This window comes from Pseudomonas sp. MF6747, assembly GCF_963890955.1.
Taxonomy (GTDB): domain Bacteria; phylum Pseudomonadota; class Gammaproteobacteria; order Pseudomonadales; family Pseudomonadaceae; genus Aquipseudomonas.
The window spans coordinates 148,247-165,602 of sequence record NZ_CAWPSZ010000007.1; the positions used below are offsets into that span (position 1 = coordinate 148,247).

Annotated in this window: 16 protein-coding genes; 4 read left to right on the forward strand and 12 right to left on the reverse strand. The window is 60.0% G+C overall.

Annotated elements, in window-relative coordinates:
* The first annotated feature begins 60 nt into the window (after positions 1–60).
* The gene (locus AACW30_RS09280) at positions 61–1,647 is read left to right on the forward strand and encodes a RimK family protein (protein ID WP_124417250.1); all 1,587 of its coding nucleotides are present in this window, start codon (positions 61–63) and stop codon (positions 1,645–1,647) included.
* 6 nt (positions 1,648–1,653) lie between these two features.
* Positions 1,654–2,592 (forward strand): magnesium transporter CorA family protein, encoded by a 939-nt coding sequence (locus AACW30_RS09285; RefSeq protein WP_169366562.1) that lies wholly within the window; start codon positions 1,654–1,656, stop codon positions 2,590–2,592.
* A gap of 449 nt (positions 2,593–3,041) precedes the next feature.
* Here the strand turns inward: AACW30_RS09285 and map are convergent, their stop codons facing one another.
* Both map and AACW30_RS09295 read right to left on the reverse strand, forming a co-directional pair.
* Complete coding sequence (gene map / locus AACW30_RS09290; protein ID WP_106577873.1) at positions 3,042–3,797, reverse strand: type I methionyl aminopeptidase; 756 nt, start codon at positions 3,795–3,797, stop codon at positions 3,042–3,044.
* Positions 3,797–3,997 (reverse strand): ParD-like family protein, encoded by a 201-nt coding sequence (locus tag AACW30_RS09295; RefSeq protein WP_003190946.1) that lies wholly within the window; start codon positions 3,995–3,997, stop codon positions 3,797–3,799. Before AACW30_RS09295 ends, map begins: the two co-directional genes overlap by 1 nt.
* A 272-nt stretch (positions 3,998–4,269) precedes the next feature.
* Between AACW30_RS09295 and ilvA the strand changes: the two genes are divergently transcribed.
* Together ilvA and AACW30_RS09305 are read left to right on the forward strand one after the other, a co-directional pair.
* Entirely contained in the window at positions 4,270–5,292 is a 1,023-nt protein-coding gene (ilvA, locus tag AACW30_RS09300; protein WP_200624831.1) for a threonine ammonia-lyase, biosynthetic, read from the forward strand.
* Between the two features lie 222 nt (positions 5,293–5,514).
* Complete coding sequence (locus AACW30_RS09305; RefSeq protein ID WP_106577875.1) at positions 5,515–5,778, forward strand: DUF1652 domain-containing protein; 264 nt, start codon at positions 5,515–5,517, stop codon at positions 5,776–5,778.
* Positions 5,779–5,869: 91 nt separating this feature from the next.
* On the opposite strand, the gene AACW30_RS09310 is transcribed toward AACW30_RS09305, so the two are convergent.
* The 10 genes from AACW30_RS09310 to AACW30_RS09355 all read right to left on the reverse strand — a co-directional run bounded on the left by AACW30_RS09310 (position 5,870) and on the right by AACW30_RS09355 (position 17,341).
* Positions 5,870–6,139 carry a DUF2790 domain-containing protein gene (locus AACW30_RS09310; RefSeq protein WP_124417253.1) on the reverse strand — a complete coding sequence of 90 codons (270 nt, stop codon included), beginning with the start codon at positions 6,137–6,139 and terminating at the stop codon, positions 5,870–5,872.
* A 246-nt stretch (positions 6,140–6,385) separates the two neighbouring features.
* Positions 6,386–7,324 (reverse strand): carbohydrate kinase family protein, encoded by a 939-nt coding sequence (locus AACW30_RS09315; protein WP_124417254.1) that lies wholly within the window; start codon positions 7,322–7,324, stop codon positions 6,386–6,388.
* A 12-nt stretch (positions 7,325–7,336) separates the two neighbouring features.
* Positions 7,337–8,818, reverse strand: coding sequence for a xylulokinase (xylB, locus tag AACW30_RS09320; RefSeq protein ID WP_200624832.1), 1,482 nt, complete (start codon positions 8,816–8,818; stop codon positions 7,337–7,339).
* Positions 8,819–8,957: 139 nt separating this feature from the next.
* Positions 8,958–10,439 (reverse strand): mannitol dehydrogenase family protein, encoded by a 1,482-nt coding sequence (locus AACW30_RS09325; RefSeq protein ID WP_200624833.1) that lies wholly within the window; start codon positions 10,437–10,439, stop codon positions 8,958–8,960.
* Positions 10,440–10,455: 16 nt separating this feature from the next.
* Positions 10,456–11,559 carry an ABC transporter ATP-binding protein gene (locus AACW30_RS09330; RefSeq protein ID WP_179607644.1) on the reverse strand — a complete coding sequence of 368 codons (1,104 nt, stop codon included), beginning with the start codon at positions 11,557–11,559 and terminating at the stop codon, positions 10,456–10,458.
* A gap of 37 nt (positions 11,560–11,596) precedes the next feature.
* Positions 11,597–12,427 (reverse strand): carbohydrate ABC transporter permease, encoded by an 831-nt coding sequence (locus AACW30_RS09335; protein ID WP_016968929.1) that lies wholly within the window; start codon positions 12,425–12,427, stop codon positions 11,597–11,599.
* A 10-nt stretch (positions 12,428–12,437) separates the two neighbouring features.
* A complete protein-coding gene (locus tag AACW30_RS09340; RefSeq protein WP_106577881.1) occupies positions 12,438–13,364 on the reverse strand; it encodes a carbohydrate ABC transporter permease in 927 nt (308 codons plus the stop codon).
* A 208-nt stretch (positions 13,365–13,572) separates the two neighbouring features.
* Complete coding sequence (locus AACW30_RS09345) at positions 13,573–14,856, reverse strand: ABC transporter substrate-binding protein (RefSeq protein ID WP_371924143.1); 1,284 nt, start codon at positions 14,854–14,856, stop codon at positions 13,573–13,575.
* Between the two features lie 217 nt (positions 14,857–15,073).
* Positions 15,074–15,979: an AraC family transcriptional regulator gene (locus tag AACW30_RS09350; RefSeq protein ID WP_106577883.1), complete on the reverse strand. Its 906-nt coding sequence runs from the start codon at positions 15,977–15,979 to the stop codon at positions 15,074–15,076.
* 72 nt (positions 15,980–16,051) lie between these two features.
* Positions 16,052–17,341: a glycosyltransferase gene (locus AACW30_RS09355; RefSeq protein WP_200624834.1), complete on the reverse strand. Its 1,290-nt coding sequence runs from the start codon at positions 17,339–17,341 to the stop codon at positions 16,052–16,054.
* Positions 17,342–17,356: the final 15 nt, after the last annotated feature.

Consider the following 17,356-nt stretch of genomic DNA (forward strand, 5'->3'; position numbering starts at 1 on the left):
CTTCTCTAAAAGATCGTGCTTAATAGAAAAGGTCGAGTTCTCTAAAGCGGATCAAATATTATGTCGGCGGTACAAAGTCATTGGCGTGAAGTATCCGAGCAAACCGTCGCGGCGACAATAACTTCCAACGGTTATTTTTCCGCACCTCTCAAGGGTTCCAGTCAAGTCGTGATCATTGTCGAACGCAAGGAAGATTGGGCTTCTTATTTCCCCAGCGAAGACATCGTCACCGCTCAGGAATACCTGGAGCAAACCCGCGAGAGCGAGACGGGCAAGCGCGTGCAGGTGATCAACCTGTGCCGCAGCTACAAGTACCTGGGGCATGGTTATTACTGCTCGCTGTTGGCCGAGGCGCGCGGGCACAAGGTGATTCCGTCGGTGCGCACCATCAGTGAACTGACGAAAAAGTCGCTGTATGGCCTGTCGCTGGATGACCTGGATAAAACCCTCGATAAAGCCTTGAGTCATCACCTCTACAGCAACACCGAAGGCTTTACCCTGACACTTTATTTTGGCCGGACCAATATAGAGCCGTTGCAGGAGTTGGCCCGTCAGTTGTTTGAAACCTTCCCGTGCCCGATTCTGTTAGTTGAGTTTCGCAAGAACAACGGCTGGCACATCGAAGGGGTCAAATCCGGCGTGTTGCACAAGTTGCGTGATGACCAGGAAGACCAGTTTGCCCACGCCCTCGACAACTTCAGCCGCAAGATCTGGCGCCAACCGCGTTCACGCAGGCTGGCCCGTTACGACCTGGCAATCCTGCACGATCCGCAGGAGCAATTGCCGCCCTCCAATGCCCGCGCCCTGGAAAACTTCGTGCGGGTCGGCAAGGGCCTGGGCATCGATGTGGAACTGATCGAGCGCAAGGATTACTCGCGCCTCGCCGAGTACGACGCCTTGCTGATCCGCGAGACCACCAGCGTCGATAATCACACCTACCGCTTCGCCAAGAAGGCCGAGAGCGAAGGCCTGGTGGTGATGGACGACCCGGCGTCGATTCTGCGCTGCACCAACAAGGTCTACCTCACCGACCTGCTCAACAGCCACCAACTGGGCATGCCGGCCACCGAGATTCTGTACAAGGAGCGACCGGAAGATTTCGAGCGGGTGGGCGAGCGCCTGGGCTTCCCGCTGGTGTTGAAGATCCCCGACGGCTGTTTTTCGCGCGGTGTGATCAAGGTGGAAAGCCAGGAGGCTTTGCTCAAGGCCACCGCTGAGTTGTTCGAGCATTCGGTGCTGTTGCTGGCCCAGGAATTTTTCTACACCGAGTACGACTGGCGCATCGGTGTACTCAACCGCAAGCCGATCTTTGCCTGCCAGTACTTCATGTCCAAGGGCCATTGGCAGATTTACAACCACAAGGCTATCGGCCAGGACATCAACGGCGAATGCCGCACACTGGCGGTCCACGAAGCACCCAAGGCGGTGGTAGAGCTGGCGGTGAAGACTGCCAACCTGATCGGCGACGGCCTTTACGGTGTTGACCTCAAGCAGTCCGGCGACAAGGTGGTGGTGATCGAGGTCAACGACAACCCCAACATGGATGCCGGTATCGAAGACGCCTACCTGCAAGACGACCTATACGCCCTGGTGCTGGAGGAGTTCGTGCGGCGCCTGGAGTTGAAGCGCCAGGGCCAGGTGTGGTGACGCGCGATGATCCAGCGCTTTGAATTGACCGGTGGGAAGTTGTGCGGCGCGGGAAGTGATGATGCGCCGATCATGTTGTTCAACAACCCGGACCTGGCCGAACGCGAATGGCTGCGCGACCACCACAAGCTGGATGAACATGCCCTGGCCTCGGCCCTTGACCCGGATGAAGTGTCACGCATCGAATTTCATCCCGACAACCTGTTCCTGATCTGGAAACGCCCGGAAAACTACTCCGGCGGCGGCAACCTGGTGTTTGAGGTGTCGTCGTGCGGCTTGTTGTTTTCGCAGGATCGCCTGCTGGTGATAGCCACCGATGAAACCCCGCTGTCCGGGCTCGGCGCGCGCCGGCCGCTGCACACGCCGTTGGATGTGCTGCTGGATTTGTTGCTCAACAACATCCACCACTACCTGGGCCACCTCAAGGTGATCAAGCTGGTTGCGCGCGAATTGCAGCAACAGTTCAACGCGTCGATGAGCAACCATCACCTGATGCAGATGTTCAGCCTCAGCGAAAGCCTGATCTACTACATCAATGCGCTGCACAGCAACGGCGCGGTGTTGTCGCGGTTGCGTAATCACGCTGAAAAAGAGCATTTCAGTGCTGAGATCCTGGGGTTGATCGATGACCTGATCATCGAGAACCACCAGTGCTACAAGCAGGCAGAGATCTACTCCAATGTGTTTTCCGGGCTGATCGATGCGCGCGGTAACCTGATGAACAACAGCATGAACAACCTGCTGCGCAAGTTGACCCTGATTAACGTGGTGTTCCTGCCGCTTAACCTGATTGCCAGTGTGGGTGGCATGTCGGAATTCAGCATGATGACGGCGGGTACACCGTGGTGGGTGTCGTACCCGCTGCTGATGGCCGCGATGGCGTTGGGGGCGGGCTTGATGGTGCTGGGGCTGAAGCGAATCGCGGGCGGGGCAAGTGTGGTGTGAGTACACAGCCGTTGCTGCGCTTAGGCCCGTTTGGTAGTGCGCCTTACCCACGCTCCGGGCCCGCGTTGCACGCCGAATCACCCTGGTGTAATCAGATCTAAAAATGTGGGAGCTGGCTTGCTCGCGAAGGCGGTGGGTCAGTTACAAATGAGCTGACTGTTCCACCGCCTTCGCGAGCAAGCCCGCTCCCACAAGTTGACCGAATTCAGCCTCCACCACCCGCAGTGCTTGGCTTTTCTGTGGGAGCTGGCTTAGCGGCGATGCAGGCACCTCGGGCCATCAGGTAAACAGGGTTGATGCCATCGCAGGCAAGCCAGCTCCCACATTTGATTGGGTTCAGCTTCCAAATCAGGCCGCCTTGGCTTTGCTTGTGATCTAACCACTTAACTGCTGTTACCCCAAAAATGGAGAGGCCCCAGCACCAGTCGCCACACCTACATCTACACTTCTCAATCAGGCACCTGCAAGGTAAGCACCTCAAACCCGTCGGCCGTCACCGCCACGGTGTGCTCCCACTGCGCCGACAGGCTGTTGTCCTTGGTCACCACCGTCCAGCCATCTTTCAAGTCGCGCACCTTGGCGCTGCCCTGGTTAAGCATCGGCTCGATGGTAAACACCATGCCTTCACGCAGTTCCAGGCCGGTGCCGGGGCGGCCGAAGTGGAGGATTTGCGGTTCTTCATGCATCTGGCGGCCGATACCATGGCCGCAGTATTCGCGCACCACGCTGTAGCCGTTAGCCTGCGCATGGCTCTGGATCGCATGGCCGATATCACCCAGGCGCGCACCCGGCCTGACTTGGCGAATGCCGGCCCACATGGCCTCAAAGGTCTGTTCCACCAGGCGCCGCGCCTTGGGCGCCACGGTGCCGATCATGTACATCTTGCTGGCGTCAGCGATAAAACCGCCTTTTTCCAAGGTGATGTCGATGTTGATGATGTCGCCGTCCTTGAGAATATCCTTGGCGCTGGGCATGCCATGGCACACCACCTCGTTGATCGAGGTGTTGATGCAGAAGGGATAGTCATATTGCCCAAGGCTTGCCGGGCGGGCGTTGAGGTCGTTACGAATGAACGCCTCGACGGCGCTGTCCAGCTCCAGGGTGGAGCGGCCGGCGGCGACAAAGCCGTCAAGCATGTCGAAAACCTTGGCCAGCAGGCGTCCGGATTCACGCATTACTGCCAGTTGGGCGGCCGTCTTGATCATCAGCTGCGCCCCCGGATCAGGTCGGGCTTGTCCAGCAACAGCTTGTTGATCAGCTCGTTGTAGGGCAGGTGCGGGTTGAGTTCGGCGAGCAGGCCGATCTTGATCCAGAACTCGGCCTGGGCGTTGATGGAGCGGTCCATGGCAGCGCTGGCCAGGCGGAGTTGTTCGTGCAATTGGTCGGTGATCTTGACGATGCCCATGACGTTCACTGTGTTGTATTGATATACAAAGCGTATACGTTTCGTATGCTTTCCGTAAACCCCTGCTGGATAATCGGTGGTTGGGCATTGACGTGGCCGGTGAGTGGCGGTTAATTTCGTGACATGACATTTCAAGCCTTCCGCAGCCAGCCAAGCATTATTACCGCCATTCCTCATTTGGCGGGATAGCACACGGCTGCACCCCAACCCGCCCTTGAGGCGGGTTTTGTTTTTCCGTCTCGGGGCCCTGTAAAAAAGCCAGGAGACACCCCATGAGCATGTGCCCCGCCCCCCACACCGCTGATACGGCATTGCTTGAACACTATGTGAAAAAGATTCTCGCCGCCCCGGTCTATGACCTGGCAGTGCGCACGCCCTTGCAAGCGGCACCGGCACTCTCGGCCTTGCTGGGCAATCAGGTGTTGCTCAAGCGCGAAGACCTGCAGCCGACTTTTTCTTTCAAAATCCGCGGGGCGTACAACAAGTTGGTGCAGCTGACGCAGGCGCAGAAGGCGCGGGGCGTGGTGACGGCGTCGGCGGGCAACCACGCCCAAGGTGTAGCGCTGGCGGCGCGCGAACTGGGGATCAAGGCAAGCATTGTGATGCCCTGCACCACGCCTGAGTTGAAGGTGCTCGGCGTTCGCTCCCGAGGCGCCGAGGCGGTGCTGCACGGCGAGAGCTTTCCGTTTGCCCTGGCGCATGCGCTGCAATTGGCCGAGACCTCGGGTTGCACCTTTGTTTCGCCATTCGATGACCCGGACGTGATCGCCGGCCAGGGCACCGTGGCGATGGAAATTCTGCGCCAGCAACAGGGCGCGCTGGACGCGATCTTCGTGCCGGTGGGCGGTGGCGGTCTGATCGCCGGGATCGCGGCGTATGTCAAATACCTGCGGCCTCAGGTGCGCATCGTCGGTGTCGAACCTGAAGGTTCCAGCTGCCTGTTGGCGGCGCTGCGCGCGGGCGAGCGTGTGGTGTTGCCCAGCGTTGACGGGTTTGCCGACGGCACGGCTGTGGCGCAGATCGGCGCGTATGGCTTTGAAATCTGCCGCGACTGGGTGGACGAAGTCATCACTGTCAGCAACGACCAGCTGTGCAGTGCGATCAAGTTGATCTATGACGATACGCGCTCCATCACCGAGCCATCCGGCGCGCTGGCGGTAGCGGGCATCCGCCAGTACGTGGCGCAAAACTCCGTGCGTGGGCAAACCCTGGTGGCGGTGAATTCCGGGGCAAATATCAACTTTGATAGTTTGCGACATGTTGCAGAAAGAGTCGCAGCGCAAGGTTCAACTTAGTGCATAACCGTTTAATCAACGCTGTTCGCCGAGGATTTGCGCTGAGTTTTCAGAGTTATATAAACCCGCGTGCCGCTTATGAGGAAAAGTTACAACGAGAACGGTTTTTGCCGAGTACGCTGGTGATTGTAAGCGTCTTCCAGGGTCGGTAAGACGTGGCAGGCACGCGCCTGCCGCACACATAACAATCTGTTGGCAGTCTCATGAAAGGAGAGGTTGGCCATGCTTTCGGAATTAGAACTTCGCAGTATTATTGAAGGAAGTTTCCTGCCTAAACGGTGCGAATGCACCAAAGCCGAAGATGCTTCGTTGACGATCAAAGTCTATGACGACCGTGACCGCGACCGGGTGGATTTGGAAGTAAAAGGTATCAACGCTGACAAACTCGACAGCAGTCGAGCCATTTGCAACCTGATCAGCGGCTTGCGCGAAGACCTCAAACACACCCATTCAACCGCTCTGCAAAGAGTGGGAGGGCGCGGCTAATCATCAGCCGTTGTTGCGAGGTTGAGTCACTGGGGAACTGCGGGCCTGGTAGATGCCAGGCCCAATACGGTTCTGCTGCCAGTGTGAAGGATCAATTCTGGAAATCGCAGGCTTCGGACATTTTCCGGTAGCCGACGTCTTCGACTTTGCCCGCAGTATCGACGAACTTGATATCGGCGTTGATGACTTTGCAAACGTTGGTGTCGGTTTCATGCATTGCAATCACCGTTTTAACGTTCATGGGCATGCCGTACTGGTAGGGCACCGGTTTGGTCGCAGTGGCTTGTGTGTCGGCCTGGGCCAGGCCCGAGACGGATGCCAGCGCCAATGCGCCGCCAAGCATCAAAGTGCGCAGTTTCATGGTAGTTCTCCGCAAGTGGGTACACCTTCACTCTCGGCTCGCGGGATTAACCATCGATTAATTTTGCCTTGGCTGACAAAACCTTCATCTATCAACCTTGAGGTGTTGGCTGACAAACAGCCCAACACATTAGATGTGCCCGCCACCCGTCTCGGCCAGCAGGCTTTGCTCGCGCTGCCGCTCTTGCAGGGGCGGCGTGCGTTCTGACAGCAGGCCACCAAAGACGTGGCCTGCTGTGATGGGTAATCAGCCCAACTGAGCGCGGTATGGCAGGTCCGGCCCGGTCTTGCCGCACGTCAGGGCGGCGGCGCGAATGGCGAAGCCGAGCATGCTGTCGATCTGCTCGCGCGAAAGCTGTTGCAGGCCCTCTACCGAATCAAGCTGCTGCTCGGTCAGCCAGGCAATCAATGCCGCCTGGAAGGTGTCACCGGCACCCACGGTATCGGCCATCACCACCTTGACCGCCGGTGCAGACCAACTGCCGTGCTGGCGACTGAACACCGTTGCGCCGTCGCCGCCTCGGGTGAGAAACACCAGTTGGCAGCGGTGCTGCAACCAGCCTTGCAGCACGCTTTCCGGCGACTGGTCGGGGTAGAGCAGGTGCAGGTCTTCGTCGCTGACTTTGATCAGGTCGGCATGCTTGACCAACTCGCCCACGCGATCACGCCACAATTGGATATCCGGCTGCGGGTTCAGCCGCACGTTGGGGTCCAGGCTGATCAGGCGTTTGCCGCTTTCGCGCTTGACCAGGTGCAGCAGCGTGTCGCCGATGGGTTGTACCACCAGCGAAAACGAACCGATGTGCAGCCCGCGAATTTCATGGCCCAGCGTGGGCAAGTGCACCACCCGCAACTGGCGATCGGCGCAGCCTTCGCCGCGAAAGCTGTACTGCGGTGAGCCATTGGCGCCCACAGCCACCATCGCCAGGGTGGTCGGCGCGGGAAATTCGACCAGAAATTGCTCGCTGACGCCCTCGTCCTTGAGCACGTGCAGCAAGCGCTGGCCGAGAAAATCATTGGACAACCCGCCGAACAACGCGGAGTCGATGCCCAGACGGCGCAAGCCCACGGCCACGTTGAACGGCGAGCCGCCGGCAATTGCCTTGTAATTGACCTTGGACGCCTGACCGCTGGCATCCTCCTCGCTGAAAAAATCAAACAGCGCTTCGCCACACACCAGATACATAGTCGTTCGCTCTTAAAGGGTTGCCACGAGTTGTTGATAGCGCTCGTAAGCGTGTTGGTAGGCACTGACACTGGTCGCCACCGGCAGCGTGCGGCTGGCCGGGTCGACGCTTACGCATTTGTCGCACAAGCTGGCCAGGGACTCGCCGGACTGGCTCCACGCCGCCTGGATCGCCGCGCCCAGGGCGGCGGCTTCGCTTTGTTCGGTGCAGACGACTTCGGTGTTCATGATATCGGCGACCATCTGGCGCCACACCGGGCTTTTTGAACCGCCGCCGATCAGGCGGATGCGCAGGCTTTGCAGGCCGGTCTGGCGCAGCAGGTCCAGGCCATAACGCAGGCCAAAGGTGGTGCCCTCGACCACCGCACGGCAGAGGTTGGCGCGCGTCAGGTTGGTCATGGTCAAGCCGTGCACGCTGCCGGTGGCGTGGGGCAGGGCGGGCACGCGTTCGCCATTCAGAAAGGGCAGCATGCTGACGCCGTCGGCGCCAATCGGTGCCTGGGCGACCAGGGCGTTGAAGGCGGCCAGGTCGAGGTCGAACAGTTCGCGAATCACGCCGGTGGCGTTGGTCAGGTTCATCGTGCAAATCAATGGCAACCAGCCGCCGCTGGAGGAGCAGAAAGTCGCCACCGACGCTTGGGGACTCACAGTCGGCTGATCGGCAAACGCATACACGGTGCCCGACGAACCCAGGCTCATAGTAATCACGCCCGGTGCGATGTTGCCGGTGCCGATGGCGCCCATCATGTTGTCGCCGCCGCCACTGGAGACGCGGGCGTTGGGGTTGATGCCCAGGCGTTCGGCGATGGCTGGCAGGATCGTGCCCACGCTTTGATGCGCCTCGATCAGTTCAGGCAAAGCAGCTTGCAGGCGGCCGCTGGGGTCGATGTGCTGAAGCAGCGCCACGTCCCATTCGCGCGTGCGCACGTTGAAATAGCCGGTGCCCGACGCATCGCCGAATTCTGCGACGGCGCGGCCGGTGAGCCAGAAGTTGAGGTAATCGTGGGGCAGCAAGATATGCGCGATGCGTGCGAACACGTCCGGGTGCTGCTCGCGGGTCCATAGCAGTTTGGACACGGTGTAACCCGGTGCAATCGCCACGCCGAGGCGTTCCAGGGAGCCGCTTTCGCCACCCAGGTGTTGCAACAGGCGGTCGTTTTCGGGTGTGGTTTCGGTGTCGCACCACAGTTTGGCCGGGCGCAGCACTTGGCCCTGGTCATCCAGCAGCACCAGCCCGTGCTGCTGGCCGGAAACGCCGATGCCGAGGATGTCCTGGCCGTCCACGCCGGCCTGTTGCAAGGCGCGGTGCGTGGCTTCGGTAAAGGCGTCCAGCCATTCCTGGGTATGTTGTTCGCGCCGGCCATTGGCGCCGCTGATCAGCGTGTGCGCGGCGGCGCCCAGGCCCAGTACCTTGCCGCTGGTGGCGTCGAGGACGATGGCTTTGGTGCCTTGGGTGCCGCAGTCGATGCCAAGGTAAAGGTTTTGCTGGGTCATGGTGGAGTGCTCAGCAGTGTGGTTTTTTGGATTGAAAACCCGATCAAATGTGGGAGGGGGCTTGCCCCCGAAAGCAGTGGGTCAGTGAAGGGTATTTGACTGATACACCGCCATCGGGGGCAAGCCCCCTCTCACATTGTTAAGCCGATTTCTTCAAAAGGTTTTGCAGGGTTTGGGTAACGCCCTTGTCGCGCAGGCTTGCATAGCACCGCTCAAACGCTGCCACAAACTCGGGAGAATTGGGAATGGCCTTGCCAAAAATCTCCTCCACACCCAACAATCGCTGGCTGATCAACGCATCATCACTCACCAAATCCTGGCAAAACTGCGCACGTGGATCCGGGATCGTGTAGCTCACCCCATTCTCATCCACACCTTTCAAATACAGCGCCCAGGCCGCGACCACCAGCGCCGCGCGGTCAGTCTCACGCCCATCGGCAATCAAGCGATTGATCGTGGGCACGGTGAACTTGGGAAACTTCGACGAACCGTCCGAACACACCCGCTCCAACTGGTCGGCAATCGCCTGATTGGAGAAGCGATCCACCAGGGTCTGCTTGTATTCGGCGAGGTCGATGCCCGGCACCGGCGCCAGGTTTGGCGTGACGTCCAGGTCCATGTAGGCGCGCATGTAAGCGACAAACACCGGGTCGTTCATGGTCTCGTGCACAAACCGGTAACCCTTGAGAAAACCCAGGTACGTCAGGGCCAGGTGGCTGCCATTGAGCAGGCCAATCTTCATCTCTTCGTAGGGTGTGACGTCATCGGTGAACTGTACGCCGACCTTTTCCCAGGCCGGGCGTCCATTGACGAACTTGTCTTCCAGCACCCACTGCACAAAGGGTTCGCACACCACCGGCCAGGCATCGTCGATGCCATGCTCGTCATGCAGCTGCAAGCGGTGGGCGGTGCTGGTCATCGGCGTGATGCGGTCGACCATGGCGTTCGGGAAGCTCACGTTGGCCTTGATCCAATCGTGCAGCTCGGCGTTGTGCAGGGCAGCGAAAGCCAGCAGCGCTTTGCGCGTGACGGCGCCGTTGTGCGGCAGGTTATCGCAGGACATGACGGTAAACGCCGGCACACCGGCCGCGCGGCGTTGGGTAAGCGCCGCGCAGATAAAGCCGAACACGGTTTTCGGCGATTTGGGGTGCGCCAGGTCATGCTGGATCTGCGGCAGGTGGGCCATGAACTCGCCGTTGCTGTCGTCGATGCAGTAGCCGCCTTCGGTGATGGTCAACGAAACGATGCGAATCTGCGGGTCGGCGAGCTTGTCGATCAACGCCTGGGCGCCGTCTTCGGCCAGCAGCATGTCGCTGATCGAGCCGATCACGCGCACTTCGGTGTCGTCGGTGTCGCCCAGTTCATAGAGGGTGAACAGGTAATCCTGGCCAGCCAGGTCATCGCGAGCCTTGCGGTCTTCGGCGCGCAGGCCGACCCCGCAGATGCTCCAGTCAAGGCCCTCGCCCGTGTTCATCAGGGCATCGGTGTAATACGCCTGGTGCGCGCGGTGGAAACCGCCGACGCCGATATGCGCGATGCCCTGCGTGGTGCTGGCAATCGCATAGGACGGGATCTTCACTTGCGGCGCCAGTTGGGTCAGGTTCTGCTTATTCAGTTTCATCACAAATCTCGCGAAATCAGGCGGCAGCGCGCAGTGGACGGGCCACGGCCACGCCGTCGGTGTCGAACAGATGGCAGTGCGCCGGGTCCAGGTGCAGCTGCAGGGTCTCGCCATACTGGCTGGCCATGTCGCCACGAATCCGCATGGTCAGCGGCTCGCCGTTGGCGGTGATCACGTGGCAGAAGGTGTCGCTGCCCAGGCGTTCGCCGACATCGGCGGTGACGGTCAGCGTGGTTTGGCCGGGCGAGGCGATTTCCAGATGCTCCGGACGAATGCCCAAGGTCACCGCGCTGCCGACGCTCAGGGTGGCGCCGCTCAATGGCAGGCTGATGGTGGTGCCGGCGTCCAGTTGCACCTCGCAGCCCTGGCCTTCGACCCGGGTGACTTTGCCCTTGAGAAAGCCCATTTTCGGCGTGCCCAGAAAGCCTGCCACAAACAGGTTGGCCGGCTGGTGGTACAGCTCCAGCGGCGAGCCGACCTGTTCAATGCGGCCGCTGTTGAGCACCACCACTTTGTCGGCCAGGGTCATGGCTTCGACCTGGTCGTGGGTCACGTAAATCATGGTCGCCTGCAGCTCTTTATGCAGGCGCGCCAGTTCCAGGCGCATCTGCACGCGCAGGGCGGCGTCGAGGTTGGACAGCGGTTCATCGAACAGGAAGATCTTCGGGTTACGCACAATCGCGCGGCCGATGGCCACACGCTGACGCTGGCCGCCGGACAACTGTTTGGGCTTGCGCTCCAGCAGCGGGCCGAGCTCGAGAATGCGCGCCGCTTCGCTGACCTTGCTTTCCACCAGCTTCTTGTCGACGCCGGCCAGGTCCAGGGCAAACGACATGTTCTTGCGCACGCTCATGTGCGGGTACAGCGCGTAGGTCTGGAACACCATCGCCAGGTCGCGCTTGGCCGGGGTGACTTCGGTGATGTCGCGGCCATCCAGTTCGATGGTGCCTTCGGTGACTTCTTCAAGGCCGGCAATCAGGCGCAGCAGGGTGGATTTGCCGCAGCCCGACGGGCCAACGAACACCACGAATTCCTTGTCGTTCACTTCCAGGTCGATGCCCTTGATGATGGAAAAGCCTTCAAAGCCTTTTTGCAGATTCTTGATTTTCAGGTTGGCCATGGGATGGGCCTCCACTTGGAATTTTTATAAGAAACCGTTACTTGACGGCGCCGAAGGACAACCCGCGCACCAGCTGTTTCTGGCTGATCCAGCCGAAAATCAGGATCGGCGCACAGGCCAGGGTCGACACGGCGGACAATTTGGCCCAGAACAAGCCTTCGGGGCTGGAGTAGGAGGCGATCAGCGCGGTCAGCGGTGCGGCATTCGAGGAGGTCAGGTTCAACGACCAGAACGCCTCGTTCCAGCACAGGATCAGCGACAGCAATACCGTGGAAGCCAGGCCGCCCTTGGCAATCGGCAGCAGCACGCGGACCATTTCCTGCCACAGCGTGGCGCCATCCAGGCGCGCGGCTTCGAGGATGTCCTTGGGGATGTCTTTGAAGTAGGTGTAAACCATCCACACCACAATCGGCAGGTTGATCAGGGTGTAGATGATGATCAGCGCGATGCGCGTGTCCAGCAGGCCAAAGCTCTTGGCCAGCAGGTAGATCGGCATCAGCACGCCCACCGGCGGCAGCATCTTGGTGGACAGCATCCACAGCAGCGTGCCCTTGGTGCGCTGGGTTTCGTAGAACGCCATGGAGTAGGCGGCCGGTACCGAAATCAGCAGGCACAAGGCCGTGGCGCTGAACGAAATCACCACTGAGTTCCAGGCGTAGGCGAAGTAGTTGCTGCGCTCGTTGATGTGCAGGTAATTCTCCAGCGTCGGCGTGAAGATGAACTGCGGCGGGGTGGCGAACGCGTCGATTTCGGTCTTGAAGCTGGTCAGCACCATCCAGAAGATCGGGAAGAAAATCAGGATCGCGATGGCCCAGGCCAGGGTGCCGAGCAACAGGCTTTGCAGGCGGCGGGATTGTTGAAGCGTCATGGCGCGGCCCTCAAGGCTTGTCAGTCAGGTTTTTGCCGATCATCCGCACCAGGATGATCGCCGCGATGTTAGCGATGACCACGGCAATCAAGCCGCCGGCCGAGGCCATGCCCACGTCGAACTGCACCAGCGCCTGGTTGTAGATCAGGTAGGCGAGGTTGGTCGAGGCGTAACCCGGACCACCGTTGGTGGTGGTGAAGATTTCGGCAAACACCGAGAGCAGGAAGATGGTTTCGATCATCACCACCACGGCAATCGGGCGCGCCAGGTGGGGCAGGGTCAGGTGCCAGAAGATCGCGATGGCGCCGGCACCGTCCAGGCGTGCGGCTTCCTTTTGTTCCTGGTCCAGGGACTGCATGGCGGTCATCAGCAGCAGGATGGCGAAGGGCAGCCATTGCCACGACACGATGATGATGATCGACAGCAACGGGTAGTGTGCCAGCCAGTCCACGGGCTCGGCACCGAACAGCTTCCACACGGCGGCGAGAATCCCCGACACCGGGTGAAAAATCAGGTTCTTCCAGATCAGCGCACCGACGGTGGGCATGATGAAGAACGGTGAAATCAACATCACCCGCACCACGCCACGGCCGAAAAACTCACTGGCCTCGAGCAGGGCGCTGATCAACACGCCGAACACCACGCTGATCAACAGCACGCTGCCCACCAGCAGCAAGGTATTGGTGGCGCCGGGCAGGAAGCCCGAATCGGTGATGAAGTAGGTGAAGTTTTCCAGGCCCACGAATTGGTTTTCGCCGGGGTAGAGCAGGTTGTAGCGGATCAGCGAAAAGTACAGGGTCATGCCCAGCGGCACGATCATCCACAGCAGCAGCAAGGCCACCGAGGGGCTGACAAGGAACCAGCCGGGGTTGGCCAGGCGGCTTTTGCGCGGCTTTTCAGGCGCGGCGGTTTGCACTTTGGCAGTGGTGGTATTCATAGGATCAGAACCAGTCAGGTACATGCAAAACTAGAGTCGAAGCGCGGTCAATGTGGGCGCTGGCTTGTGTGGGAGCTGGCTTGCCTGCGATGGCATCAACTCGGTTTAAACACAAAGACCGAGGTGTCTGTATCGCAGGCAAGCCAGCTCCCACATGAAAGCAGCGCCTACATAAAGCCGTTCCCACATTGACAGGGATGAACCCGGCTTATTTGGGATAGCCCGCCCGCTTCATTTCACGCTCGGTGGTGGTCTGCGCGGCGGTCAAGGCTTGATCCACCGTTTGCTGACCGGTCAGCGCGCCCGAGAAGAACTTGCCGACCTGGGTACCAATGGCCTGGAATTCAGGAATGGTCACCAACTGGATGCCGATATACGGCACCGGCTTGAGGGTCGGTTTGGTCGGGTCGGCGACTTTCAGCGATTCCAGCGTTACCTTGGCAAACGGCGCGGCCTTCATGTATTCGTCGCTGTAGGTCGACTTGCGCGTGCCTGGCGGTACGTTGGCAATGCCGTCGGTCTTGGCCACGAGCTGGCTGTATTCCTTGGACGTTGCCCAACTGGTGAAGACCTTGGCCGCGTCCTTGGCTTTGGAGCTGGTGGGAATCGCCAGGCTCCAGGAGTACAGCCACGACGTGCCCTTGTCGGTCGTCTCGTGCGGGGCAAAGGTGAAGCCCACGTGATCGGAGACCTTGCTCTGAGTCTTGTCGGTGACAAACGAGCCGGCCACGCTGGCATCGACCCAAATCGCGCACTTGCCGCTGTTGAACAGCGCCAGGTTTTCGTTGAAACCGTTGCTGGATGCACCCGGCGGGCCGGATTTCTTCATGTTGTCGACGTAGAAGTTCAGCGCGTCCTTCCACTCGGGACCGTTGAATTCGGGTTGCCACTTCTCATCGAACCAGCGCGCGCCGTAGCCGTTGGCCAGGGTCGTGATCAGCGCCATGTTCTCACCCCAACCGGCTTTGCCGCGCAGGCACAGGCCGTACTGCTCTTTGGTCTTGTCGGTGAGTTTGGCCGCGAATTCGCCGATCTGGGTCCAGGTCGGGTGCTCGGGCATGGTCAGCCCGGCGTCCTTGAACAGGTCGGTGCGGTAGTAGGTGATTGAGCTTTCGGCGTAGAACGGCAGGGCGTACAGCGAGCCCTTGACGGACAAACCGTCACGCACTGAAGGGAAAACATCGTCGAGGTCGTAGGATGCCGGCAGATCTTTCATCGGCTCCAGCCAGCCCTTGGCGCCCCAGAGTGCGGCTTCGTACATGCCAATGGTCAACACGTCGAACTGTCCGCCCTGGGTGGCGATGTCGGTGGTCAGGCGTTGGCGCAGCACGTTTTCTTCGAGCACCACCCAGTTCAACTTGATGTCCGGATGCTCGGTCTCGAAGGTCTTCGAGAGTTTTTGCATGCGGATCATGTCGCTGTTGTTGACGGTGGCAATGGTCAGGGTTTGCGCGCCAAAACTGACGGCGCTGAGGGTCATGCATACAGTCATGCAAGAACAGGCAAGCAGCGTTTTTGCTGTGAACTTCATCGCGCACTCCATTTCTGCGCCCAGGGGCTACAGAAGGACAGTTATTGTTGTTGTGTCTTCCTACGAACAGTCAGGAAGAGTGTGCGTTGATTACAGCCTTCAAATGGGGTTATGACAAATCCTTGGGCGCACTTGGACTGATACTTTTTTGCACTCATCAGCCAGGTTGCTGAAACAGTTAAGCCAGGTTTTGTTCCGTCAGCCGCTGCACCGCCAGGCGCCGGTAGTGGGAGGGCGTCATGCCCTTGAGCTGCTGAAAGCGCCGATTGAAGTTGGAGATGTTGTTGAAACCCGACTCGAAGCACACGTCGGTCACGGCTTTATCGCCGTCTGCCAGCAATTCGCAGGACTTGCTGATGCGCAACCGGTTTACGAACTCGATAAACGTGCGCCCCGTGGCCTGTTTGAATACGCGGGAAAAATACGTCGGCTTCATCCCCAGGTATTCCGCGACTTCCTCCAGCGATAACTCGCGGGCGTAGTGGGCGAAAATGTAGTCCACCGCGCGGTTGGTGCGGTCGATGCTGTGCTCATCCGCCAGTTGCGGCGTGGTCACGCCAGACAATAATTGGTAGTGCTCACACGCACTCAGCACTTCCAGCAAGATAAAAAAGTGCCCCAGGCGCGCCATGCCCTGGGCGTCTTCGATGCGCTGCATCAACGTCATGGCCTGGGCGATGGTTTTTTTGCAGCGGAACTCGATGCCGTATTGCGCGCGCTCAAGCAACGGCGCGAGGCTCTTGAGCTCGGTAAAGATCTGACTGCCGCCCTCGAACAGCTCATCGGTAAAGTTGACCAGCATGTCGCGCTTGGGCACGACCTCGTCTTCCTCCACCTGGCTGATCCAGTTGTGGGGCAGGTTGGGGCCGGTGAGGAACAGGCTTTCCGGATAAAAATTGCCGATGTAATCGCCGATAAACACCTTGCCGGAGCTGGCGACAATCAAGTGCAGCTCGTATTCCTTGTGGAAATGCCAGCGCACCAGCGGGCACGGGAAGCCGTGCTGGCGATAGATGATGGACAGACCGTTGTGATCGTCCATCAGCTCGTAGGAAGGGTCGGTGATTCGCGTTGCTCGGGTCATGCTGCCGTCGCTTTATTGTGGTTGCTGCCAGGGATAATGCCCCCTTGCGCGCGACCTCGCCAGCCTCGATGGTTAGACGCTGCGGTTTTTGGCCTCGATCCACTGGGACATGTACTGCGTACTTTTATGCGCATGGTGGCGCAGCATGCTGCCGGTGAAGTTGTCCCGGCGATGGGCCGCGAGCCGGAGGCGGCACTGCTCCAGGCATTGCACCAGCGCCGGGCCGTGCAGGGCCTGGTCGTAGCGGCGGGCAAGCAGGCGGCGGCCATCCTCCTGGGCCTGGGTCCACCGTTCGCGGTCCTGGTACAGCGCCACGGCGGCGGCAGCCAGTGCCGGCGCGCTGTGTTCGATCGCACCCGGCCACGGTTGCTCATCACCCATGCCCTCGGCACCGATGGGCGTGGTGACATTCGGCGTGCCGCAGAGCATTGCGTCCATCAGCTTGCCCTTGATCCCGGCGCCGAAGCGCAGCGGTGCCAGGCAGATACGCGCGGCGCTCATGACTTGCAGGGCGTCTTCGGCCCAGTTCATCACATGAAACCCCTGCGCCGGGTTGTGCAATGCCGTGGCCTTGGGCGGGGTGTAGGAACCGTAGATATGTAACTGCGCGCCTGGTAATTGCTGACGGATCAGCGGCCACAGGCTGCTCTTCATCCATAACACCGCATCCCAGTTGGGCGCATGGCGGAAATTGCCAATGCTCAGGAAGTGCGCGCGGTCCTCGAACGGTGCGAAGGGTTCGGTCGGCGGTTCCAGCATCAACGGGCACCCGTGGAGCAGGGCGGCGGGCACTTTGAACTGTTCGGTGAGCAGGCGGATTTCCACGTCGGAGATCACCAGGCTGATATCACAGCGGTAAATCGCCGCGATTTCGCGCTTGGCCAGGTCGGTGTCGGCCATCCGCCGGAATTCTTCCTTTAACGCTGGATTGAACAGCGCACTGAAGTCATCGCTCTCGGGGTGGGCCTTGAGGTGGTCCTTGAAACGCTGGTGGCGAGCGTCACGCAGGCTTTGCAAATCGGACGTTTCCAGCACGCGCAGGGCGTTGGGGCAGCATTTCTCCACGCGCCAGCCGAATTGCTCTTCCATCATGAAACGGTCGAATACCACGATATCCGGGGCCAGCTCGCGAATAAAATCATCGAAACTGCTGTTATTGAGTTCGATGGCGCATTCGGTGATGCCCAGCGCCGGCAAGTCGGCCTTGTGCTCGCCCACGGTTGCCGGGCTGCTGAACGTGATGTCCCAGCCCTGGTCCAGGAAGCTCTGCAATATCTGCATCATGTGCCCGCCGGCGGCCGAGGAGCGTGGTTCCGGCCAGACATAACCAATGACCAGGACTTTGGTGGCGGGCTGATTCATCAACAACGGATTCCT